General features: G+C 44.8%; 17 protein-coding genes and 1 tRNA gene. 11 read left to right on the top strand and 7 right to left on the bottom strand.

The window, feature by feature from the left end; all coding sequences use genetic code 11:
- Positions 1-5: 5 nt before the first annotated feature.
- The 3 genes from RDN79_RS01695 (at position 6) to RDN79_RS01685 (ending at position 7,014) form a co-directional block, all read left to right on the top strand.
- Positions 6-1,793 (top strand): RagB/SusD family nutrient uptake outer membrane protein, encoded by a 1,788-nt coding sequence (locus RDN79_RS01695; RefSeq protein WP_298550354.1) that lies wholly within the window; start codon positions 6-8, stop codon positions 1,791-1,793.
- 107 nt (positions 1,794-1,900) lie between these two features.
- Positions 1,901-4,858, top strand: a complete 2,958-nt coding sequence (locus RDN79_RS01690) for a glycosyl hydrolase (RefSeq protein WP_298550356.1) — start codon at positions 1,901-1,903, stop codon at positions 4,856-4,858.
- A gap of 47 nt (positions 4,859-4,905) precedes the next feature.
- Entirely contained in the window at positions 4,906-7,014 is a 2,109-nt protein-coding gene (locus tag RDN79_RS01685) for a hypothetical protein (RefSeq protein ID WP_298550358.1), read from the top strand.
- Between the two features lie 100 nt (positions 7,015-7,114).
- On the opposite strand, the gene RDN79_RS01680 is transcribed toward RDN79_RS01685, so the two are convergent.
- Positions 7,115-7,903 carry an ABC transporter ATP-binding protein gene (locus RDN79_RS01680; RefSeq protein WP_298550360.1) on the bottom strand — a complete coding sequence of 263 codons (789 nt, stop codon included), beginning with the start codon at positions 7,901-7,903 and terminating at the stop codon, positions 7,115-7,117.
- Positions 7,904-7,906: 3 nt separating this feature from the next.
- A complete protein-coding gene (locus RDN79_RS01675; RefSeq protein ID WP_298550601.1) occupies positions 7,907-8,653 on the bottom strand; it encodes an ABC transporter permease in 747 nt (248 codons plus the stop codon).
- 237 nt (positions 8,654-8,890) lie between these two features.
- On the opposite strand from RDN79_RS01675, the gene RDN79_RS01670 reads away from it, so the two are divergent.
- Both RDN79_RS01670 and lptB read left to right on the top strand, forming a co-directional pair.
- A complete protein-coding gene (locus RDN79_RS01670; RefSeq protein ID WP_298550362.1) occupies positions 8,891-10,456 on the top strand; it encodes an ATP-binding protein in 1,566 nt (521 codons plus the stop codon).
- A gap of 88 nt (positions 10,457-10,544) precedes the next feature.
- Positions 10,545-11,297, top strand: coding sequence for an LPS export ABC transporter ATP-binding protein (gene lptB, locus RDN79_RS01665; RefSeq protein WP_036658357.1), 753 nt, complete (start codon positions 10,545-10,547; stop codon positions 11,295-11,297).
- Between the two features lie 4 nt (positions 11,298-11,301).
- Here the strand turns inward: lptB and RDN79_RS01660 are convergent, their stop codons facing one another.
- Together RDN79_RS01660 and RDN79_RS01655 are read right to left on the bottom strand one after the other, a co-directional pair.
- Complete coding sequence (locus RDN79_RS01660; RefSeq protein WP_298550366.1) at positions 11,302-12,198, bottom strand: CPBP family intramembrane glutamic endopeptidase; 897 nt, start codon at positions 12,196-12,198, stop codon at positions 11,302-11,304.
- Between the two features lie 69 nt (positions 12,199-12,267).
- Positions 12,268-12,510 carry an RNA-binding protein gene (locus tag RDN79_RS01655; RefSeq protein ID WP_298550368.1) on the bottom strand — a complete coding sequence of 81 codons (243 nt, stop codon included), beginning with the start codon at positions 12,508-12,510 and terminating at the stop codon, positions 12,268-12,270.
- A gap of 325 nt (positions 12,511-12,835) precedes the next feature.
- Between RDN79_RS01655 and tig the strand changes: the two genes are divergently transcribed.
- From tig to RDN79_RS01625, 6 genes are all read left to right on the top strand, one after another.
- Positions 12,836-14,191, top strand: a complete 1,356-nt coding sequence (gene tig, locus RDN79_RS01650; RefSeq protein WP_298550370.1) for a trigger factor — start codon at positions 12,836-12,838, stop codon at positions 14,189-14,191.
- A 187-nt stretch (positions 14,192-14,378) separates the two neighbouring features.
- Complete coding sequence (gene clpP, locus RDN79_RS01645; RefSeq protein ID WP_298550372.1) at positions 14,379-15,044, top strand: ATP-dependent Clp endopeptidase proteolytic subunit ClpP; 666 nt, start codon at positions 14,379-14,381, stop codon at positions 15,042-15,044.
- A 51-nt stretch (positions 15,045-15,095) separates the two neighbouring features.
- On the top strand, positions 15,096-16,325 hold the full coding sequence (gene clpX, locus RDN79_RS01640) for an ATP-dependent Clp protease ATP-binding subunit ClpX (protein WP_298550374.1): 1,230 nt from the start codon (positions 15,096-15,098) through the stop codon (positions 16,323-16,325).
- 27 nt (positions 16,326-16,352) lie between these two features.
- A complete protein-coding gene (recQ, locus tag RDN79_RS01635; protein WP_298550376.1) occupies positions 16,353-18,533 on the top strand; it encodes a DNA helicase RecQ in 2,181 nt (726 codons plus the stop codon).
- Between the two features lie 28 nt (positions 18,534-18,561).
- Positions 18,562-20,037: an IMP dehydrogenase gene (gene guaB / locus RDN79_RS01630; protein WP_298550378.1), complete on the top strand. Its 1,476-nt coding sequence runs from the start codon at positions 18,562-18,564 to the stop codon at positions 20,035-20,037.
- A gap of 145 nt (positions 20,038-20,182) precedes the next feature.
- Positions 20,183-20,611: a DUF3788 domain-containing protein gene (locus tag RDN79_RS01625; RefSeq protein WP_298550380.1), complete on the top strand. Its 429-nt coding sequence runs from the start codon at positions 20,183-20,185 to the stop codon at positions 20,609-20,611.
- A 171-nt stretch (positions 20,612-20,782) separates the two neighbouring features.
- Here the strand turns inward: RDN79_RS01625 and RDN79_RS01620 are convergent.
- The 3 genes from RDN79_RS01620 to lpxK all read right to left on the bottom strand — a co-directional run bounded on the left by RDN79_RS01620 (position 20,783) and on the right by lpxK (position 23,069).
- Positions 20,783-20,855: transfer RNA gene (locus RDN79_RS01620), tRNA-Phe, on the bottom strand.
- 77 nt (positions 20,856-20,932) lie between these two features.
- Entirely contained in the window at positions 20,933-21,964 is a 1,032-nt protein-coding gene (gene thiL, locus RDN79_RS01615) for a thiamine-phosphate kinase (RefSeq protein WP_298550382.1), read from the bottom strand.
- Positions 21,930-23,069: a tetraacyldisaccharide 4'-kinase gene (gene lpxK / locus RDN79_RS01610; protein ID WP_298550384.1), complete on the bottom strand. Its 1,140-nt coding sequence runs from the start codon at positions 23,067-23,069 to the stop codon at positions 21,930-21,932. The genes thiL and lpxK overlap by 35 nt, the downstream gene beginning before the upstream one ends.
- Positions 23,070-23,192 lie beyond the last annotated feature (123 nt).

The following is a 23,192-nucleotide window of genomic DNA, read 5'->3' as shown; positions in this document are numbered from 1 at the left end:
CAGAAATGAAGAACTTATTAAAATATGGTGTTTATGGTCTGCTGAGCGTTGGTTTGTTCAGCAGTTGCAATGATTCTAAGTTTTTGGAAGAGGATCCTGAAACATTTTATACGATAGATAATGTCTTTTCCACTTCCGAACAGGTAGACCAGGTTCTGGTAGGCTGCTATTCTCACATACGCGTCATGATGTGTATGGTTGAAGAGAGCAACACGGCTTTTGCCTTCCGTGGAGGCAACGGGACGGATATGTTTGATGTGGCAACGATTCGCCGTAGCAACCGTTTCAATGACTATAGTATATTAAATTCGACTTCGGAAGTCTTTTATACGAATTATTCTCATTGGTATCAATTGATATCGAAAGCAAACCTTGCCTTGTATGCCGCAGAACTTCCGCAGATATCTTGGAGTTCAGATGCGGAAAAGTCTTACGTGATCGCACAGGCACGTTTTTTCAGAGCTTTTGCTTACCGTAATTTAGGTGAATTGTATGGAGGTGTTCCCCTTGTGACGGAAATTACGACAACACCGCGTTATGATTTTAAGCGTAGCAGCCGTGTTGAAACTTATCAGTTTGCTATAGACGAGTTGGAAGCCACTTTGAAAGATTTGCCTGAGACGACTGGAACTCCGGGGCGTCTGGTCAGAGGTGCTGCCCAGCACAATCTTTGCCAATTGTATCTTGACAAGGGGGTGGCTCTGGAAGAGGAAGGTAAGGGCGGTGAGGCTCCTGCTGCTTATCAGAAAGCGATTACTTATGGCAATGACGTGATCGACGGGCAGGTCTACAGCTTGATGACGGAACGTTTCGGCTCCAGGGCGGATGAAGATCCGGTTTATTATTATGCGACTGCGGAAGATATGCAAACGCCGGAGCATTTATATTCGGCAGCCGGCTATCCGATAGAAGGAAATGTTTATTGGGATTTGTTTCAAGAAGGCAACCAAAATTACCAGGAAGGCAATAAAGAGGCGATTTGGGTGGCCCAGATTGACTATGATGCTTATAAAGCAGAAGATGGACAGTCAAAGTTGCAGTATTCCCGTTCTTTTGGCCCTGTTTACAGAGATCCTATGTCAGCCCATTTGAATTCGACATTGGAGGACGTCGGGGGGCGCGGCATTGTACAGGTGACTCCGACAAAGTATACGAGAGACCTTGTTTATGAAGGTAAATGGGAGAAAGATCTTCGTAATTCGGAAGCTGTACTCAGACGAACTTTGTTAGGAAACATGCCTTCTTCTCCTTATTATGGAGTACCCGTTCCTTGGAGCGTCATTTATAAGGATGGTGAAAACCAAGATGCGATAGATGGCGCTTGGACACAATGTTTCCCCATTTCCTGTAAGATCTCGACTGATAAGTACAGAGGCTTAAATGCCGGGGAAAACAGAAGTAATTTGTTTCGTGACGAGTATCTGATCCGTTTGCCGGAAACCATCTTGTTACGTGCAGAAGCCAAGATGCGCTCCGGGGATAATGCCGGTGCGGCGGATGATATTAATTTGCTGCGTAAGCGTGCGCAATGTGATTATCTGGTGAAAGCTACGGATGTGAATGTCGACTTGATACTGGATGAACGTGCCCGTGAACTGGTGTATGAAGAATGTCGTTGGAATACCCTTTTGCGAATGGGTGGAACCATTGCCGTAGACCGGATTAAGAAATACGCTTACTGGGATGATCCGAGAACGACATTGACCAAGAATTTCAATTTATGGCCGATTCCCCAGGTTGTAATCGATACGAATAAGGATATAGTGATGGAACAAAATCCGGGTTGGAATTAATAGGTTAGCATAGTGATTTTTACTAAGACCCGCTAAAGTTTTATGAATCGGACCATGAATAAAATTTTAGCGGGTCTGATTATTAAGATAGATAATAGATGTGAGTGATGAGTTGGAAAACAATATGTTGGGAAGCGATATTATTGGGCTTTCTCTTTAGTTGTACGGGTTCGGATAAGGATCTTGCGGATAGAAAATGGCAAATAGACTATGACTATTTGAAAAGCAATTTTCAGCAACCGGATAGAACCTATGGAGTCAATTGCTGGTGGTGGTGGTTGAATGGAAACGTGACAAAAGAAGCGATCACAAAAGATTTGGAAGCGATGAAATCCCGGAACTTCCAAGGAGCGATGATCTTTGATGCCGGTGGACATAATCAGCGGGGGAATAAGGATATCCCTGCCGGGCCGCTTTTCGGAAGTGAGGAATGGACAGATTTGTTTGTCTTTGCTTTGGATGAGGCCAAGCGTTTAGGATTGGAAATCGGTTTCAATATCCAGAGTGGATGGAACCTGGGGGGGCCGTGTGTCACTCCGCAGTATGCAGCCAAGCAACTGACTTATTCCGAGCAAAAGGCGACAGGCGGGAAAATGCTTCGTTTGCAATTGGCGGAACCTGAAATTCATAAAGGATTCTATAAGGATATCGTCGTCCTCGCTTTTCCATCGAATAAGGAAAACAAAGCGGACGAACCGGTCAGTAATCTGGATCTGAAATTAGGTTTTCACGAATTAGGAGGTTCTGCTCCCGACTGCCGTTTTTTATTGGAGAATAATGTGCGTGGCAGAGAAAAGAAAACGGATAAAACGGTATATCTTGTCGATATGGCCCGGATAGTCGACCTTACAGGGCAGATGGATGAAAAGGGCTTGATTAGCTGGGACGCACCTGAAGGCGACTGGAATATTATGCGTATCGGTTATACTTGTACCCGGTCCGAAGTTTCGACCTCCAGCAGGGATTGGCAAGGCAGTGTCCTGGATTATATGGATCGGAATGCATTCGATTATTATTGGAACACGATCGTCGAACCGATCCTTCTGGCGGCAGGTGAAAAGCATGTGGGATCGACATTGAAATTTATGGAGACGGACAGCTGGGAATGCGGAGGAATGAACTGGACGGATACGTTTGCCGATGAGTTCCGTTCGTATTGCGGATACGATTTGAAATTATATTTGCCCCTTATAGCCGGGCATGTCGTGGATAATATCGACACTTCAAATGCTTTTCTGGCTGACTTCCGCAAGACGATAGCTCATCTGGTCGCCACGAATCATTATGCCCGCTTTGCCGAACATGCCCACCGGCACAACATGGGGATCCAACCGGAGTCGGCAGGACCCCATGCCGGACCGTTGGACGGTATGAAGAATTATGGCTTCAGTGATATTGTGATGAGCGAGTTCTGGTCGCCCTCCCCGCACCGTCCGCGGCCGCAGGATCGTTTCTTTATCAAGCAGGCCTCTTCCGCCGCCCATATTTATGGAAAGAAGATTGTGGGAGCCGAGTCTTTCACGACGATCGGCCCGCATTGGAACGATGAACTGTGGCATGACCAGAAATCGGCATTCGACCATGAAATATGTGCCGGTCTGAACCGGGTGTATTTCCATACCTTTACTTGTTCCCCTGCGGAACAGGGAATACCGGGACAGGAATATTTTGCCGGTACACATGTGAACCCGCGTGTTACCTGGTGGAGTAAATCGGCTCCTTTCATCGATTACATGCACCGTGTACAGATGTTGGCGCAGGAAGGAACGTTCGTTGCCGATGTCCTTTATTATTATGGCGATCACGTCCCGAATGTCTATCCGTTTAAACATTCGGATATGCCCGGTGCGATGTTCGGTTTTGATTACGATGTGACGGATGAAAACATTTTGATGAAATTAGGTGTCGAAGATGGAGATATCGTTGTTCCGGGTGGCAGGAAATATAAAGTGTTGGTTTTACCGGATCATCGGATCTTGTCGTTACCCGTATTGAAGAAGTTGGAAATGTTGGTAAAAGAAGGCGCTTCTGTTCTCGGTCCGAAACCGCAGAAAGCCGTATCGCTGCTCGGAGGTGAGAAGGGAGGTGCTGAATTCAAAGAATTGGCAGACCTGCTTTGGGGAATGGCAACCGGGACAACCGGACAGAATCAATATGGAAAGGGGCTTGTCTCTTGGGGGATAAGTGCCAGGGAATATCTTCTTTCCCGAAACCAACCGGTTGATTTCGCTGTCGAAGGAAATGATAGCAAGACGGATTTTGATTACATCCATTATGTGATCGAGGATACTCATGTTTATTTTGTCAGCAATCAGACAGCGGAACGGCAGAAGATCGACGCCTGTTTCCGTGTATCGGGACTACAGCCGGAATTGTGGGATGCCCTTACCGGAGAGATGCGTGAGGCCGGGGCTTTCACTCAGAAAGATGAGAAGACGACCGTTCCCTTGACACTGGAGCCTTACGGTTCTATGTTCGTGGTGTTCCATAAGGAGATTGGTCGGAACAAGCAAGGAACGGAAGCCGGCAATGATCCTGATTATGAGATTTTGCAAACGTTGGATGGTGCCTGGACTGTCAATTTCGATCCGGAATGGGGAGGTCCGTCATCTGCTGTCTTCCCGGAATTAATGGACTGGACGACGCATCCGGATAAAGGAATCAAATATTATTCGGGAACAGCAGTCTATAATAAGAAATTTACTGCTAATTTTGAAAAGAATCCCGCAAACCGGTATTACCTGCAACTCGAAAATGTAAAGGATGTCGGGATTGCCTCTGTCCGTATTAACGGGAAAGACAGGGGAGTTGTCTGGACAAAGCCTTTCCGTGTGGATATAACAGACGGTTTGAAGGAAGGAGAAAACGATGTGGTTGTGGAAGTGACCAATTCTTGGTTTAACCGGGTGGCGGGTGATGAGATGGCGGTGTCCCCGACTAAATATACGCAAACGAATATCGTTTTGGGAAATGACTTTAGGGGAAATGCCGTATCCGAGATTGCGTTGGAGCCTTCCGGTCTGTTGGGACCCGTAACGATACAGGTGGCGGTGGAACAGATGTAAGAGGAATGGATATCAGTAATGTAATAGATTCAAAAATAAAGCAGGATATGAATATAAAAAGACTGATTATGCTTCTTTTCCTGTTTGCCTGTTGTGGTGCGGGAATGGCCGGAAGTAACAAGATAGACCGGAAAGCGCTTGTCATGCGTCATAATGTTACGCAGACGCAGATTGACAAATTTTCCCCTTTTTCCGTCGGGAACGGGCGTTTCTGCTATACAGCCGACATAACGGGGATGCAAACCTTTCCGGAATTGTACCGGGAAGGGATCCCTTTGTCGACAATGTCGGAATGGGGCTGGCATCGTTTTCCGAATACGGAAAACTATCAGTTGCCTGATGTCTTCAAATATCTGGATGCTTATGGCAAGAAAGTCCCTTATCCGGTCGGCTCTTCTCCCGGTCGTGAATATCTTCGTGCCAATCCCCATCAAACGGGATTGGCTTTGATCGGTTTGCAGAAGGCGGAAGGAAAGACGCTTTCTGTGAGGGAACTGAGCGAACCTTCTCAACAGTTGAATGTCTGGGAAGGAACGTTGGAAAGCCGTTTTAAGCTGTCAGGCTCTCCTGTAGAAGTCACGACACTTTGTCATCCCGATAAGGATGAGTTGGCCTATCGTTTGAAATCTCCTCTCTTTTCCGAAAAGAGGCTGGGAGTACGGATCTGTTTCCCTTTTCCCAGTGTTGCATTTGGCAAGGAACCGGCTGTCTGGGATATGGAAGACGGCCATCGGTCCTGGATTGTCCGATGCGGTGACAACGATTGGATCATTAAACATCAGACGGATGATTTTGTCTATTATTGCCGTATACGGACATCCGTGAAGGCTGCATTGAGAGAAACATCCCGTCATAACTATTTCCTGGAATTACTTTCCGGTAAAGATGAGTTTACGCTGTTAGTCGATTTTTCTACAGATGAAAACACGTTGAATACTTCCGATGATTATGCCTCTGCTGTCCGGGCAAACGGACAGGCATGGGAAACTTTCTGGATGAGCGGCGGTGCTGTCGATCTGTCGGGGAGTAAAGATCATCGGTGGAAGGAACTGGAACGCCGGATCGTTCTGTCGCAGTATTTGACCGCTATCCAGTCCCGGCAACAGTATCCGCCTCAGGAGACGGGTTTGACCTGCAATAGCTGGTATGGCAAATTCCATCTGGAGATGCATTGGTGGCATTCTGTTCATTTTGCTTTGTGGGGACGGTCCGCCTACTTGTCGAATACCTTAGGCTGGTACGATGAGATTTTTGAAGTGGCAAAATCCTATGCTGCCACGCAAGGATATAAGGGAGTCCGTTGGCCGAAGATGATCGGTCCGGACGGTATGGAGGCTCCTTCCGGTGTCGGCCCCTTATTGGTCTGGCAGCAGCCGCATCTGATTTTTTATGCGGAATTGCTTTATCGGGAAAATCCGACACAGGAGACATTGAACCGGTTCGGCGACCTGATAGATGCGACGGCAGAGTTTATGTTTGATTATGCTCATTGGGATCCCTCCCGGAAATGCTATGTTCTGGGACCTCCGATCATCTCCGCCCGTGAAGGAAACAGTGGAACTTTCCGTGAAAATATCAATCCTGCTTTCGAATTGGCATATTGGAGCTGGGGGTTGAAAAAGGCGAATGATTGGAGAGAGAGGATGGGACGGGAACGGAATGCCGATTGGGACCGGATGGCAGATCAGATGGCTCCCTGGCCTATTGTCAATGGCGTTTATGTCGAGGCTGAATCAGTATTGGAGAAAGACGGAGGGCATCCGACTCAATTGGCCGCTTACGGTTTCCTTCCGGCATCGGCTTACTTGGATAAGGAAGTTATGCGTAAAACGTTGCGCCATGTTCTGGACAATTGGGACTGGGCTGATACTTGGGGATGGGATTTCCCTTTGATAGCCATGACTGCCATCCGCTTGAATGAGCCGGAGTGGGCGTTGGAAGCCTTGTTGAAGAGTGTACAGAAAAATACTTATCTGCCTAATGGACACAATTTCCAGAATGAAGGACTTCCGCTTTACCTGCCGGGAAATGGCGGCTTGCTTACCGTTGTCGCGATGATGTGTGCCGGTTGGGACGGTTGTACGGAAGGAAATCCCGGATTCCCTAAAAACGGACAGTGGAATGTGAAATGGGAGGGCTTGAAACCGGCCCTTTAAAGGTATAGATAAAAAATAGGCATCAGTAAATAATCCGATGCCTATCCCTTTCCGATCCGATGCCCATAGTTTTTTCATCCGATGGGCATCGGATAATTTTTTACTTTGCTTTCAGTTTTTCTTCTTTTAACTCTTCTTCCTCGACCTCTTTTACCTTACGGAACAGGTCGGAAGCGAAGATGAAGTCGTTCAGTGCTTTGTTCTTGGAAGTGATGACTTCCTTACTGTTACCCTGCCATTCTTTTACGCCTTCTTTGATGAAGATAATGTTTTCACCGATATTCATGACGGAGTTCATGTCATGCGTGTTGATGATAGTCGTCATTTTGTATTCGGCGGTGATATCGTGGATCAGGTCGTCGATAATCAACGAAGTCTTGGGGTCCAGGCCGGAGTTCGGTTCGTCACAGAACAGATATTTCGGGTTCAGGGCGATGGCGCGGGCAATAGCGGCACGTTTCATCATACCGCCGCTGATCTCGGACGGATAGAGATGGCCGGCTTCCGACAGGTTCACACGATCCAGACAGAACTGGGCGCGTTTCAGGCGGTCTTTGTAAGTGTCGTTTGAGAACATATCCAGCGGGAACATGACATTTTCCAAAACCGTCATGCTGTCGAACAAGGCCGATCCTTGGAACAGCATACCCATTTCACGGCGCAACATGTTCAATTCGTGCTTATCCATCGATGTCAAGTCACGGCCGTCATACAAAATCTCTCCCGAATCCGGACGCATCAACCCGATAATATTTTTGATAAGAACCGTTTTCCCGGAGCCGCTTCGCCCGATAATCAGGTTTGTTTTTCCCGTTTCGAAGACGGCGCTGATGTCATTCAGGACAACGCGTCCTTCAAAGGACTTGGTGATATGTTTTACTTCTACCATTTTTTATGTCAGCATTAAGTTGGTTAAGATCACGTCGGCCAGCAGAATCATGATACTGCTCATAACGACTGCGTTCGTACTGGCTTTGCCTACTTCCAGTGCACCGCCTTTCACATTATAACCGAAATAGGCGGCTATGGATGAAATAATAAACGCATACACGACGGATTTAATGATGGAGTACCAGATGTAGAACTCATTGAAATAGAACTGCAAACCATATTCGAAAGAGGCGGGAGTCATACCTGTGCCCGTGGAATGGCTGGCTGCGATACCTCCCAAAATACCGGTGAACATACTGAAGATAACCAATACCGGAATGAAAGTCATCATACCGACCATCTTCGGCAGGATCAGGAAATTGGCGGAGTTGACTCCCATGATCTCCATCGCGTCGATCTGCTCCGTCACACGCATGGTCCCGATCTCGGAGGCAATGTTGCTGCCGACTTTACCCGCCAGAATCAACGACATGATGGAAGAAGAGAATTCCAGCAGGATAATTTCACGTGTCGTGTATCCGATCGTGAATTTAGGGATAAGCGGTGAACTGATGTTCAGCGAAATCTGGATGGCGATAACCGTACCGATAAAAATGGAAATGATAATGACAATCCAGAGCGAATCGACTCCTAATTTGTATATTTCCTTTATCAGCTGCTTGAAGAACATGCTCCACCGGTTTGGAACGGAGATACATTTCCCCATCAACATGACATACTCACCTACTTGATGTAATGCTTTATTCATCATTTATTATGTTTCTATTCAATTACAGTCTGCAAATATAACGCAAATCTGGGAACAACTGTTCATTTCCTGCTTGATACTTCTGGTTTGTATCTAAACTAAACTGGGCTGTAAGTCAATAAGGACGCATGGACGAGTTGTTCGGAAACACAGCCTTTGAGTATTTTGTTTTATAGAATATAATCGATTATTCAAGATTATATTCTTACATTTGTCTTATTCTGAAAATAAAGAAATATGAGTACAGTTACGTTGCGTAAATTACCGATTGGGATACAGAGTTTTGAATTCCTAAGACAGGAAGGGTATCTTTATGTTGATAAGACCTCTTTAGTTTATCAATTGGTCACAATGGGAAAACCTTATTTCCTGAGCCGTCCCAGGAGATTTGGCAAAAGTCTTTTACTGTCTACATTAGAGGCCTATTTTCAGGGAAAGAAAGAGCTGTTTGAAGGGTTAGCGATAGGACAACTGGAGAAAGACTGGATTGAATATCCGGTGTTGCATTTGGATTTGAATGCGGAGAAATATGACTCTGGAGCACGTTTGGAGGGTAAGTTGAATGAACAGCTGCTTAATTGGGAAAAACGATATGGTATAGAGTCGGTCGAGATTAGTTCTTCCATTCGTTTTATGAATGTGATTCGTACAGCTTATGAGAAAACAGGACAGCGTGTTGTCATTTTGGTTGATGAGTACGATAAACCTTTGTTACAGACTTTTCATGATACGGATTTGCAGGATGAATTTCGTCGCATTTTGACTGCTTTTTATACGGTGTTGAAAAGTGCCGATCCTTATATACGGTTTATATTTATAACCGGAGTCACGAAATTCGCCCAGGTAGGCGTCTTTAGTACGTTAAACCAGTTGAATGATATTAGTTTGGATGAGCAATATGCAGAACTTTGCGGTTTGACCTGTCGGGAAATTGCTGAAAATTTCGAACCTGAGTTATGGGCATTGGCGGAAAAGGAAAAACTTTCTTTTGACGGAATCCTTGCTAAGATGGCTCAAATGTATGATGGTTATTATTTCTGTGAAGATGCTGTGGAAGGCATGTTCAATCCTTTCAGTGTATTAAGTGCATTATCAAAAAAGCGATTGGCTAATTTCTGGTTTGCTACCGGTACACCAACCTTTTTAGTCGATTTGTTGAAGAAGACGAACTATGATCTCCGTGATTTGGAAGGAATCGAAGTGACGGCTGCAAGCCTGACCGATTATCGTGCGGATTACCGAAATCCTGTCCCCATGCTTTATCAGAGTGGTTATCTGACAATTAAAGGATTTAATAACCGCTATGCCCTCTATAAATTGGGCTATCCGAATGAAGAAGTGAAATATGGATTCCTGAATTTTCTGATTCCGCTTTACACGCCGGTATCTGGTGCTGACGGTCCGTTTTATATCGGTAAATTCAACGATGAATTGTGGGCCGGCGAAACCGAGGCTTTTCTCACTCGCTTGAAATCCTTTTTTGCCGATTTTCCGTATGCTTTGAATGAAAAGACCGAACGCCACTATCAGGTTGTTTTTTACTTGGTTTTCAAACTGTTAGGACAATATGCCGATGTTGAGATACAAAGTTGTCGGGGACGTGCAGATGCTGTAGTCCGTACTCCTGACTTTATCTATGTTTTTGAATTTAAACTTGATGGTAGTGCCGAAGATGCGCTCCGGCAAATAGATGAAAAAGGTTATTTGATCCCTTATTTTGCAGATGGCCGCAAGTTGATAAAAGTCGGTGTCTCTTTCAGTGCGGAGGAGCGAAATTTGGGAAGTTGGCTTATAGTCGGTTGACTCGTATTTCGAATCGTTTTTTCTGTAAATTCAAAACAATTTGTATAGAAGGAATTAATTCCGTTTCTTTGCGGTAAAGATATTGGATATGGCAGACGAACAACAAATGGTGCTCCGTACGGAGGATCTCGTTAAGAAATATAAGACGCGTACCGTTGTAAATCATGTTTCGATCAATGTGAAGCAGGGAGAGATCGTGGGATTGCTCGGACCGAACGGAGCCGGGAAAACGACAACTTTCTATATGACGGTAGGATTGGTGACTCCCAATGAAGGGAAGATATTCTTGAACGATATGGAGATCACGAAGTTTCCTGTGTATAAACGCGCCCGTAACGGTATCGGTTACTTGGCCCAGGAGGCGTCTATTTTTCGTAAAATGACGGTGGAGGATAATATCCGTTCCGTACTGGAAATGACTGAGACGACTCCTGAATACCAGAAAGAAAAACTGGAAAGCCTCATTGCCGAATTCGGCTTGAATAAGGTACGGAAGAATTTAGGGGACCAGTTGTCCGGAGGTGAACGCCGACGTGCCGAGATCGCCCGCTGTCTGGCTATCGATCCGAAATTTATCATGCTTGACGAACCGTTCGCCGGAGTAGACCCGATTGCCGTGCAAGATATCCAGAGTATTGTCGCGAAGCTGAAACACAAGAATATCGGGATTCTGATCACGGACCATAACGTGTACGAGACTTTGAGCATCTGTGACCGCGCCTACCTGCTGTTCGAAGGAAAAGTGCTTTTCCAGGGAACAGCCGAGCAGTTGGCCGAGAACGAAATTGTGCGTGAAAAATATCTGGGTAAAGACTTTGTGCTTCGCAAAAAAGATTTCTGACTTTTTATTGGTCTGCGAGTTGTTTTTTTATGTGTTTAGTACAATAATGAAACAGATAAAGCGTGATAATGGCTACAATTGTGTAAGGCAGCAGATTTTCTGTGGAGATATCCCCGGTGATAAATTCATTATCTTTCAACCGGGCGTCCGACATGCTGATTACGGCAAATGTATTGTTGACGAAATGGGCAAAGACCGGTATCCAGATATTCCGGCTCCAATAGAGCAAATATCCGAAATAAGCGCCTAACAGCATACGGGGCAGGAAACCGAAAAACTGCATGTGGAAAGCACTGAAAATAATGGCTGCACTCCAGATAACGATATGATGATTATGTGTCCATTTCCCGATAATCCGTTGTAAAGCGCCTCTGAAAAGGAATTCTTCTGTCACTCCGGCAGCCACGGCAATGACGATCAGGTTAAAAAGCAGGGTTATGATCCCCTTCCCTGCCAGCAATGTCAAGGTTAACCGTTCGGCGGTTTCTTCTTGTGACCGCATCCAGTTTTCAACAGGTTCCATAAAAGAAGGTAATTCCATCTGCTTGTTCAGTAATCCGGTCAGGCTGATGGTAGGAGAAAGTAAAAAGACACTTAGAAACGTAAGAAACAAAATATGCCCTTTAGGTACTTTCCCGATCGACAGATATTCTTTCGGATTGTTGCTGCACAACCACGCAAGTGACAATGCCGGGAAGAGAAATGTCCCGATAGCTGAAAAAAGTTGCAGCAAACGCATCATGTCGGGATATTGTGTTATCTCGGTCTGCAAACCATAGATCATGTAGAATGACCCCATGACAATCAGCGATGAAAAAACTGCACCTGCGAGAACCAGCAGAAGCAGGACGATCAATTGGAAGATGGCCGGCCTTCCGGCATATATACCTTTTAAGAACATATTTTTAAGCATAAAAAAACTTCTGCCCAAAGATAAGCAGAAGTTTCTTATTTTTTCCCGGAAAAGTAATTATTTAGGACGGGCCTCTTTAACTACCATCTGACGGCCTTCGAATTCAGCTTCGTTCAACTCGGCGATCGCTTTCTTGGCAGCTTCATCGTCCGGCATATCAACGAAGCCAAAGCCTTTTGATTTGCCTGTTTCACGGTCTTTGATGATCTTTACGGATTCAACCGTACCGTATTCTTCCATTACTTGTTTCAAATCATCTTCCCGAACACGATAGTTCAGGTTACCAACATAAATGTTCATAAAAATAGAAAATTTAAAAATAAAATTGTTACTTAATGAAAGTTGTAAACCGGAATTTCGTAACAGTGAGAGATATTCGACAAGTAACGAGTAAATGAAGAAATAAAAAACAATGTTAGGTACGTTCAAGGTTAATGCCCTTTCACATCGCAAAGGAATGCATTTATTTTAGATAAACAACATTTTAGCTTGAAAAAAATAATATTGCTCCTAAATTTATCTCGGTTATGACAAATTAAGCAAACAATTTGCGAGATTAAAAGAATAAGTCTAATTTTGCACCCTAAAATTCGAACAAGACTATTAATTAAATAAATCATTCAGAATGAACGTTTCGTTTAAAAACATTGATGCTACAAAAGGCATTGTGAAATTGGAAATAGTGAAAGCTGACTATGCAGACAAGGTTGAAAAGAGCCTTCGCAGTTTCCGTCAGAAAGCAGATGTACCGGGTTTCCGTAAAGGTATGGTCCCGATGGGTATGGTAAAGAAAATGTATGGTAAGCATGTATTGGCTGATGAAATCAATAAACTGGTTTCTGAAAATCTGTACAACTATATCCGTGAAAACAAACTGAACCTTTTGGGTGAACCGCTGCCTAACGAAACTGAACAGAAAGAAATCAACTTCGATACTCAGGAAGACTTCGAATTTTGTTTTGATGTAGCGTTGGCTCCGGAAATCAAGATCGAACTGTCCAAAAATGACAAAGTTCCTTATTACCAAGTTAATATCGACGACGAAATGATCGGCAAACAAGTTGAGGCTTATCAGGCTAACTTCGGAGCATACGACCAGGTTGAGGATGTAGAAGAAAAAGACTTGGTGAAAGGTACGGTTGCCGAACTGGAAAACGGTTCTCCGAAAGAAGGAGGTATCGTTGTTGAAGATGCCGTTTTGATGCCGATGTATATTAAGGATGAAGCTGAAAAAGCCAAATTCATCGGTGCAAAGAAGAACTCCGTAATCGTATTCAATCCGAACAAGGCATATGAAGGTGCAGAAGCCGAAATCGCTTCTTTCCTGAAAGTGGACAAAGCAGCCGTTAGCGGTATCACTGGCGATTTCAGTTTTGAAATCACAGAAGTGACTCGTCATAAGAATGCAGAACTGAACCAGGAATTGTTTGACAAAGTCTTCGGCGAAGGTGTCGTCACCAGCGAAGAAGAATTCAAGAACAAGATCCGTGAAGCTCTGGCTGAACAGTTTACTCCGCAGAGCGACTTCAAATTCCTGGTTGACGCCCGTGACCTGCTGGTTCAGAAAGCCGGTGAAATGGCATTTGCTGAAGACCTGCTGAAACGTTGGTTGCTGGTTGCCAATGACAAGAACACGAAAGAAAAGATCGACGAGGAATATCCTCAGATCATAGAAGATTTGAAATATCAGTTGATCAAAGAAAATCTGGTGAAGGAAAACGGATTGAAAGTGGAAGATGCTGACATCGAAGACTTCGCCAAGCGTGTAGCGAAAGCACAGTTCGCCCAGTATGGAATGCTTTCCGTGCCGGAAGACATATTGGCTAACTATGCTAAAGACATTTTGAAAAACAAGCAGACGCTGCAGAATATCATCGACCGTGCGGTTGAAGAAAAACTGGCAGGCTGGTTGAAAGGACAGGTCGAGCTGGATACTAAGGATGTGACAGCCGACGAGTTCAATAAACTTTTTGAAGAATAAAACGACCAGAAAAAGCAGCAGTAGCTGCTTTTTTTATCTAAAAAGGGCTTTCTCTCGAAAAAATATCTTATCGGACAGCAAATAAGTTGTTTCTTTCAGAAATTTATTTATAACTTTGTTATTCCGATAAGTAAGAGGGGAATCCCTTTTTTTATGACTTTTCGGCAACACAATAAGACTATAGATTATGGAAGATTTCAGAAAGTATGCAACGAAGCATTTAGGGATGAACAGTAACGCGCTGGACAGTTATATGAATATAACCAGCAGTTACATATCTCCGACGATTATCGAAGAGCGCCAATTGAACGTTGCTCAGATGGACGTTTTTTCACGGTTGATGATGGACCGTATCATTTTTTTAGGTACACAGGTTGACGATTATACGGCAAATGTAATCCAGGCGCAGTTGTTGTATCTGGATTCAAGCGATCCCGGCAAGGATATTTCAATTTATATCAATTCGCCCGGCGGTTCTGTTTATGCAGGATATGGCATTTATGACACGATGCAGTTTATCAGTAGCGACGTGTCGACTATCTGCACAGGCATGGCTGCTTCTTTTGCTGCGGTATTGCTGGTAGCCGGAACGAAAGGCAAGCGTATGGCGTTGCCTCATTCCCGCGTGATGATCCACCAGCCGTTAGGCGGTGCGCAGGGACAGGCTTCGGATATCGAGATCACAGCCCGTGAAATCCTGAAAGTAAAGAAGGAACTCTACACGATTATATCGACTCATTCCGGCCAGCCTTATGAAAAGGTTGAACACGATAGCGACCGTGACTACTGGATGACGGCAGAAGAAGCCTTGGCCTACGGTATGGTTGATAGAGTCTTGGTTCGTAACAAATAATATTAATGTAAGGGGCTGTCTCAAAAGCCCCTTTTAAAAAACAAATACGGAATGGCCAAAACAGGCGATAGCTGTACGTTTTGCGGGCGCAGTGCCCGGGACGTTAATATGTTGATTAACGGAATCTCGGGTGCTATCTGCGATGAATGTGCACAGCAAGCGTACGAAATAGTAAAAGAACAAATGCCTGGCAAAGGGAGTTCTTTCGGGTTGAACAAGAAAGACCTGCCGAAGCCGGAGGATATTAAGGCTTTTCTGGACCAATATGTGATCGGACAGGACGACGCGAAACGTTATCTGTCGGTTGCAGTGTATAATCACTACAAACGTTTGATCCAGAAAGTGACATCGGATGATGTCGAGATCGAGAAATCGAATATTATTATGGTGGGTGCTACGGGGACAGGTAAAACGCTGCTTGCCCGTACGATCGCCAAACTGCTTCATGTACCGTTTGCCATTGTGGATGCGACGGTCCTGACGGAAGCCGGTTATGTGGGGGAGGACATAGAAAGCATTTTGACCCGCCTGTTGCAGGCGGCCGATTATGACGTGGAGGCGGCGCAACGCGGTATCGTCTTTATCGACGAAATAGACAAGATCGCCCGTAAGAGCGACAATCCCTCTATTACCCGTGATGTGAGTGGCGAAGGCGTGCAGCAAGGCTTGCTGAAACTCTTGGAAGGTTCCATTGTGAACGTACCCCCGCAGGGAGGCCGCAAGCATCCGGAACAGAAAATGATTGCCGTGGATACGAAGAATATCCTGTTTGTATGTGGTGGCGCTTTCGACGGAATAGAGAAGAAAATCGCCCAACGTTTGAATACCCGTGTCGTAGGATACGCCGCAAACGAAAACACGGCGCAGGTGGATCGTAACAATCTGCTGAAATATATCACGCCAACCGACCTGAAATCGTTCGGTCTGATTCCGGAAATCATCGGACGTCTGCCTATCTTGACCTATTTGAACCCGTTGGACAGGAGCACGCTTCGTAATATCCTGACGGAACCGAAGAACTCGATCATCAAGCAATACATCAAATTGTTTGCGATGGATGATATTAAACTGACATTTGACGAAGACGTGTTCGAATTCATTGTCGACAAGGCGCTTGAATTCAAATTGGGAGCACGCGGCTTGCGTTCCATTGTGGAGGCTGTGATGATGGATGCCATGTACAGTATGCCATCCGCAAATAAAAAGAAGCTCCATGTTACGCTGGAGTATGCGAAGGAAAAGTTTGAAAAATCGGACGTAAACCGTCTACAGATGGCCTGATCGGCGGTTTTTAAAATATGAATAAGTATGGCGAAGAAGGATAAATTAACGGAAGCGCTCAAAAAACATTTTGGTTTTGGAACTTTTAAAGGAAATCAAAGAGCGATCATCGAAAATGTGTTGGCAGGAAATGATACCTTTGTATTGATGCCGACCGGAGGAGGAAAATCTTTGTGTTACCAACTGCCTTCTCTCATGATGCAGGGGACGGCCATTGTGATTTCTCCCTTGATAGCCCTGATGAAAAACCAGGTGGATGCCATGCGCAATTTCAGCGAAGAGGACGGGGTTGCCCATTTCATAAACTCTTCCTTGAATAAATCGGCTATCGACCAAGTGAAAGACGACATCCGCAGCGGCCGGACGAAGTTGCTTTATGTGGCTCCGGAATCGTTGACCAAGGATGAGAATGTGGAGTTCCTGCGTCAAATCGATATTTCGTTTTATGCTGTAGACGAAGCCCATTGTATTTCCGAATGGGGACATGATTTCCGCCCGGAATATCGTCGTATCCGTCCCATCATAAACGAAATCGGCAAACGCCCGTTGATTGCCTTGACGGCGACAGCCACTCCGAAGGTGCAGCACGATATCCAGAAAAACCTGGGAATGATCGACGCCTCTGTTTTTAAATCCTCCTTCAACCGTCCTAATTTATATTATGAGATTCGTCCCAAGACGGCGAATATCGACCGCGAGATTATCAAATATATTAAATCCAACGAGGGAAAATCCGGTATTATCTATTGCTTGAGCCGCAAGAAGGTGGAAGAGTTTGCCGATATACTGAAAGCAAACGGCATCAAGGCGCTCCCTTATCATGCCGGCATGGAGACGCAGCAGCGTTCGAGTAACCAGGATGCGTTCCTGCTGGAAAAAGCGGACGTGATCGTCGCTACCATCGCTTTCGGTATGGGAATCGACAAGCCCGACGTGCGGTATGTCATCCATTATGATATTCCCAAAAGCCTCGAAGGATATTACCAGGAAACCGGACGAGCCGGCCGTGATGGCGGCGAGGGCCAGTGTATCGCCTTTTATGCCTACAAAGATTTGCAGAAGTTGGAAAAATTCATGCAGGGGAAACCGGTGGCCGAGCAGGAGATCGGGAAGCAGCTGCTTCTGGAAACTGCCGCATATGCCGAAACTTCCGTATGTCGGCGAAAAGTCTTGTTGCACTATTTCGGTGAAGAATACCTGGAAGAAAATTGTGGAAATTGTGATAATTGTTTGAACCCCAAAAAGAAAGTGGAAGCAAAGGAATTATTAAGCGCCGTACTTGAAGTAATAAGTACGTTAAAGGAAAAATTCAAGGCAGAATATATTGTCAATATGTTGGTTGGCAACGAGACCTCCGAAATACAATCTTACAAACACAATGAACTGGAAGTTTTCGGTTCCGGTTCGGATGAAGATGAGAAGAGATGGAATGCCGTTATCCGTCAGGCCCTGATTGCCGGATACCTGGCAAAGGACATCGAAAATTACGGCTTGTTGAAGATTACGGATAAAGGAAAAGAATTTATCAAGAAACCGGTCTCTTTCAAGATTACCGAGGACAACGAATTCGACGAAGAGGAAGAAGAAGTCCCCGTACGTGGTGGAGCGACCTGTGCCGTCGACCCGATTCTCTATTCGATGATGAAGGATTTGCGCAAGAAGCTGTCCAAACGTCTGGAAGTGCCTCCTTTCGTTATTTTCCAGGACCCGTCTCTGGAAGCGATGGCCACCACCTATCCGGTGACATTGGAGGAATTGCAGAATATTCCGGGTGTCGGAGCTGGTAAGGCAAAGAGATATGGCAAGGAGTTTGTTGAATTGATCAAGAAACACGTGGAAGAAAACGAGATCGAACGTCCCGAAGACCTTCGCGTCCGCACCGTTGCTAACAAATCCAAACTGAAGGTTTCGATCATCCAGCGCATCGACCGTAAGGTGGCGTTAGACGAGATCGCCATGACGAACGGGTTGGAGTTTAACGAACTGCTCGACGAAGTAGAGGCGATCGTTTATTCCGGAACCCGCATCAATATCGACTACTTTGTGAACGATGTGATGGACGAAGACCATATCGACGACATTTATGAATACTTCAAGGATTCGGAAACGGACGATCTGGAAGATGCCATTGAGGAATTGGGCGGCGACTATACTGAAGAAGAGATCCGTCTTGTCCGTATTAAGTTCCTGTCGGAGATGGCAAATTAAATAATAATAATTTTAAAGCATAAGTTCTATGTCATTTATTGCAGATAGAGTGGTTATGGACGGACTGACGTTCGACGATGTGTTGTTGATTCCGGCTTATTCGGAAGTCCTCCCTCGTAATGTCGATCTTACGACACGGTTTTCCCGTAACATCGCTTTGAATATCCCGATGGTTTCGGCAGCCATGGATACGGTTACCGAAGCGAAGATGGCAATTGCGATCGCCCGCGAAGGCGGTATCGGTGTGATCCATAAGAACATGACGATCGCAGAACAGGCCAAGCAGGTTCAGAGCGTGAAACGTGCCGAGAACGGTATGATCTATGACCCCGTCACCATTGCGAGGGGAAAGACCGTCGGCGATGCTTTGGGGATGATGAAGGAATATAAGATCGGGGGCATTCCCGTCGTCGACGAATCGGGCTGTCTGGTGGGTATCGTGACGAACCGTGATCTGCGTTTCGAACGGGATATGAACCGTTCGGTCGACGAGGTGATGACGAAAGAAAACCTGATTGTTGCAGACCAGTCGACCGATTTGGAAGCTGCTGCCAGCATCCTGCAACAGCATAAGATCGAGAAACTTCCGGTTGTCGACAGCCATAACAAGCTGGTCGGCCTGATTACCTATAAAGATATTACACGGGCAAAAGATAAACCGACCGCCTGCAAGGATTCAAAAGGCCGCCTGCGTGTGGCTGCCGGCGTAGGCGTGACCTTCAATACGTTCGAACGTGTGGCTGCGTTGGTTGAAGCCGGTGCGGATGCGCTGGTGATCGATACGGCACACGGACACTCCAAAGGAGTTGTCGATGTGTTGAAGCAGATCAAATCCCAGTACCCGCATATCGATTGTGTGGTCGGTAATATCGCAACGGGCGAAGCTGCCAAATACTTGGTTGAAGCCGGTGCGGATGCCGTAAAAGTGGGTATCGGTCCGGGTTCCATTTGTACGACCCGCGTGATTGCAGGTGTGGGTGTTCCCCAACTGTCTGCCATCTACGATGTGGCGAAGGCGCTTAAGGGCACAGGCGTCCCATTGATTGCCGATGGCGGCCTGCGCTATTCGGGTGATATCGTGAAAGCGATTGCAGCCGGAGGATCTTCCGTCATGATGGGATCCTTGTTGGCCGGTGTCGAAGAGTCGCCGGGCGAAACGATCATCTTCAACGGACGTAAGTTCAAGTCGTATCGTGGGATGGGGTCGTTGGAGGCCATGCAGAAAGGTTCGAAAGACCGCTACTTCCAGGATGTGGAAGATGATGTGAAAAAGCTGGTTCCGGAAGGTATTGCTGCCCGCGTTCCGTATAAAGGCTCGTTGTATGAAGTCATCTACCAGATGGTAGGCGGATTACGTGCCGGAATGGGATATTGCGGAGCGCATAATATCGGCGAATTGCATAATGCCAAGTTTGCGCGTATCACGAATGCGGGAGTCTTGGAAAGCCATCCGCATGATGTGGCAATAACGCAGGAGGCTCCGAATTACAGTAGGGGAGAATAGTAAAGACTTGTAATATACTTATACTTTATAAAAGGTTGTCCGCATTCCGGTTATAAAGCCGGTTGATGTAGGGCAACCTTTTAGATAACTGAATAAATAAAAAAATAGCTATTTTGCCATATAAATCAAGTTGTTACAATTTATCATGGAGAAGGACTTTCAAATACCTACTCCGGAAGTTATAGAGTCTTTGATAGGAAAAGGACTTTATCAAATATGGAATACCCTCTGTCTTTTAATTGAGCATAAGTATGAGATGGAACGGTTGTGGAACAGTGGCGGGAAAAAATGGAAATATGAATATAAGTATCGCAGAGGTGGAAAAACTCTCTGCGCTTTATACGCTAAAGAAAATTCCTTTGGCTTTATGGTTATATTAGGCAAAGGAGAACGTGATAAATTTGAAATGCAACGAGAACTGTTCTCAAAAGAAGTACAAACATTATATGATGAAGCTACTATTTATCATGACGGTAAGTGGATTATGTTTGAGTTGAAAAATACCGTGTTGTTTAGTGATATAGAACGCCTTTTAGAAATCAAAAGATTGCCAAATAGAAAATCATTATCTTAAAGAAGTATCTTCTGTTACTACTGTCTGAAAGACGGGAAATATACAGTAGACATGTCGATGTACGAGATGCTTGATATTGTGTGTGGTATCAAAACTGTATCAATGTTCAAGAATCGAGATAAAGTAAAAATGCTAACCGCCTTATTATTAGCAATTAGCATTTTTACAAAGTGGTGCCACCAGGAATCGAACCGGGGACACAAGGATTTTCAGTCCTTTGCTCTACCAACTGAGCTATGGCACCGTTGTTTTGTTTAACGGGTGCAAAGATACGGACTTTTTTGAATCTTGCAATAGATGGAGCGACTTTTTATTGAATTTTTATTCTTCCAGAGAATTCCAACCTTGTGCTTTTAATTCGACTTCGCCTCCATCGCGGCCTACCAGGTAGTTACCGAGATCGGGTTTTGTGATATGACCAATTATTTTAATACCTTTCATTTCAGAGACTTTGTCATGATCGGTGAGAGGAACAGTGAAAAGTAGTTCATAGTCTTCACCGCCATTTAAAGCTGCGGTTACCAAGTTCATATTAAATTGTTCAGCCATCGCAGCAGTTTGATAATCGATAGGAATTCTATCTTCATATATGCGACATCCGACATTGCTTTCTTTTGAAATATGTAAAAGTTCGGAAGAAAGACCGTCTGATATGTCCATCATTGCTGTAGGGATAACCCCTGCACAATGAAGCATCTCGACAATATCTTTACGGGCTTCCGGTTTTAGCTGGCGTTCCAATAGATATTCTTTGCCTGTAAAATCCGGTGTGAAATCTTTTTCACCTTTGAATACCCGCTTTTCGCGTTCAAGTAACTGCAATCCCATATAAGCGGCTCCTAAATCACCGGAAACACATATCAAATCCGTCTCTTTGGCTCCGCTGCGAAGAACGACCTTGTCTTTTTCTCCTTCTCCAATACAAGTGATACTGATGCAAAGTCCTGTGAGAGATGCAGAAGTGTCTCCTCCCACAATGTCGACCCCATACACATCGCAGGCTAACTTTAGCCCGGCATAAAAATCTTCTACATCTTCAACAGAAAAACGTTTGGAGATGCCAAGCGATACAGTGATCTGCTTGGGCAGGCCGTTCATAGCGTAGATATCGGAGAAATTTACAACAGCCGATTTATATCCGAGATGTTTTAGCGGTACATAAGTCAGGTCGAAATGAATACCTTCTAATAGCAGATCGGTGGTGATAAGCACTTGTTTATCCTTATAGGAAAGGATTGCGGCATCGTCACCTACGCCCTTTATCGTACTATCGTTTTTTATTTCAATTCTGTCAGTCAGGTGGCGGATCAAACCGAATTCACCTAATGTTGATATTTCTGTTCTGTTGCTCATATTTGTTTTGTAAAATACTATTTTTTTTGAATGTGATGATATGTTTTTTTATTGTCTCATCAAAGTTCTGCTCATTGCAAAACCGGATTACAATCGGCAGATAATATAAAAATTTCTTCCAACTTTCCGGAACAAGCGGATTGTTTTTTAGACGTGCTGCATCTTTTTCTGTCACCAGAATCAGTTTTCCCGGTGAAGCCATCCTTTCGAATGTCGCCTCCAACTTTTTGAAATCCGATTTGCTAAATGTATGATGATCGGGAAAAATTATCGGTACCACTTTGTTTGAATACTCTTCTGCCTTACGAATAAACGGAGTGGGAGCCGCAATTCCCGATATCAATAAAATATCATCATCTTTCCTGATATTCTTATGGTTTAAGGAACGAGCATCTGAGGGGAATACAGGTTCGACTTCTCCATAAACAATATGGGTGAAAAAAAGTAACTGATGAGCCCGCAACTTCATATTTTCTTCAATAATACGGAAATCGATTGGCTTCATATCTTCGTCACATTTAGTAACAACCACAATGTCCGTTCGGTTTATATTGCTTATCGGTTCGCGCAGGTGTCCCGTAGGCATTAGTTTGTCATGATAAAACAAACGATGGTAGTCACTCAACACGATCGAAAGTGAGGGGCGCACATACCGATGTTGATATGCATCGTCTAACAAGATCACTTCAGGTCTGTCTTTTTCCGGTAGGGATAAAAGATTTTGGATCCCCCGGCGGCGATTAGCATCGACAGCTACAAGTATATCCGGGAATTTGTTTTTCATTTGAAAAGGTTCATCCCCGATCTCTAAACTGGTGCTTTCCGGATTGGCAAGAATAAACCCTGATGTTTTTCTTTTGTACCCCCGGCTTAAAACTGCTATTCGGTATTTATCTTTCAGTAAACGAATGATATATTCTGTATGGGGAGTTTTGCCCGTTCCACCTACAGATAAGTTCCCTATGCAAATCACAGGAATAGAATATTGTTGGGAATGTAAAACACCCCAATCAAAAAGTCGATTTCGTACCCATACCCCAACCCCATATAAAAAAGAGAGAGGATTCAGACAGAAATTGAGTTTTATGTCGTCGTTTTTTTGCATGTAACTTCTTTTCTGCTGACAAATATAGTTAACTTATCGGTGGCTATCAGCTTTTTATTTGTTTATTTTTTCTCCAATTTCATTCTTGTGTGTTCCCGGATTGATTTCTTTCCTGATGAATGA

Origin of the sequence: uncultured Parabacteroides sp. (assembly GCF_902493135.1) — a bacterium.
Taxonomy (GTDB): domain Bacteria; phylum Bacteroidota; class Bacteroidia; order Bacteroidales; family Tannerellaceae; genus Parabacteroides.
The sequence above is the reverse complement of the archived record's forward strand: the minus strand, read 5'-3'. Positions and strand labels throughout refer to the sequence as shown.

Bases quoted from the DNA above. Each gene is read 5' to 3' on its own strand.
- RDN79_RS01625 (WP_298550380.1), top strand. From the start codon at position 20,183: ATGGAGAAGGACTTTCAAATACCTACTCCGGAAGTTATAGAGTCTTTG.
- RDN79_RS01695 (WP_298550354.1), top strand. From the start codon at position 6: ATGAAGAACTTATTAAAATATGGTGTTTATGGTCTGCTGAGCGTTGGT.
- RDN79_RS01680 (WP_298550360.1), bottom strand. From the start codon at position 7,903: ATGGTAGAAGTAAAACATATCACCAAGTCCTTTGAAGGACGCGTTGTC.
- clpX (WP_298550374.1), top strand. From the start codon at position 15,096: ATGGCCAAAACAGGCGATAGCTGTACGTTTTGCGGGCGCAGTGCCCGG.
- lptB (WP_036658357.1), top strand. From the start codon at position 10,545: ATGGCAGACGAACAACAAATGGTGCTCCGTACGGAGGATCTCGTTAAG.
- thiL (WP_298550382.1), bottom strand. From the start codon at position 21,964: ATGAGCAACAGAACAGAAATATCAACATTAGGTGAATTCGGTTTGATC.
- RDN79_RS01660 (WP_298550366.1), bottom strand. From the start codon at position 12,198: ATGTTCTTAAAAGGTATATATGCCGGAAGGCCGGCCATCTTCCAATTG.
- RDN79_RS01655 (WP_298550368.1), bottom strand. From the start codon at position 12,510: ATGAACATTTATGTTGGTAACCTGAACTATCGTGTTCGGGAAGATGAT.
- guaB (WP_298550378.1), top strand. From the start codon at position 18,562: ATGTCATTTATTGCAGATAGAGTGGTTATGGACGGACTGACGTTCGAC.
- lpxK (WP_298550384.1), bottom strand. From the start codon at position 23,069: ATGCAAAAAAACGACGACATAAAACTCAATTTCTGTCTGAATCCTCTC.
- clpP (WP_298550372.1), top strand. From the start codon at position 14,379: ATGGAAGATTTCAGAAAGTATGCAACGAAGCATTTAGGGATGAACAGT.
- RDN79_RS01670 (WP_298550362.1), top strand. From the start codon at position 8,891: ATGAGTACAGTTACGTTGCGTAAATTACCGATTGGGATACAGAGTTTT.
- recQ (WP_298550376.1), top strand. From the start codon at position 16,353: ATGGCGAAGAAGGATAAATTAACGGAAGCGCTCAAAAAACATTTTGGT.
- RDN79_RS01690 (WP_298550356.1), top strand. From the start codon at position 1,901: ATGAGTTGGAAAACAATATGTTGGGAAGCGATATTATTGGGCTTTCTC.
- RDN79_RS01685 (WP_298550358.1), top strand. From the start codon at position 4,906: ATGAATATAAAAAGACTGATTATGCTTCTTTTCCTGTTTGCCTGTTGT.
- RDN79_RS01675 (WP_298550601.1), bottom strand. From the start codon at position 8,653: ATGAATAAAGCATTACATCAAGTAGGTGAGTATGTCATGTTGATGGGG.
- tig (WP_298550370.1), top strand. From the start codon at position 12,836: ATGAACGTTTCGTTTAAAAACATTGATGCTACAAAAGGCATTGTGAAA.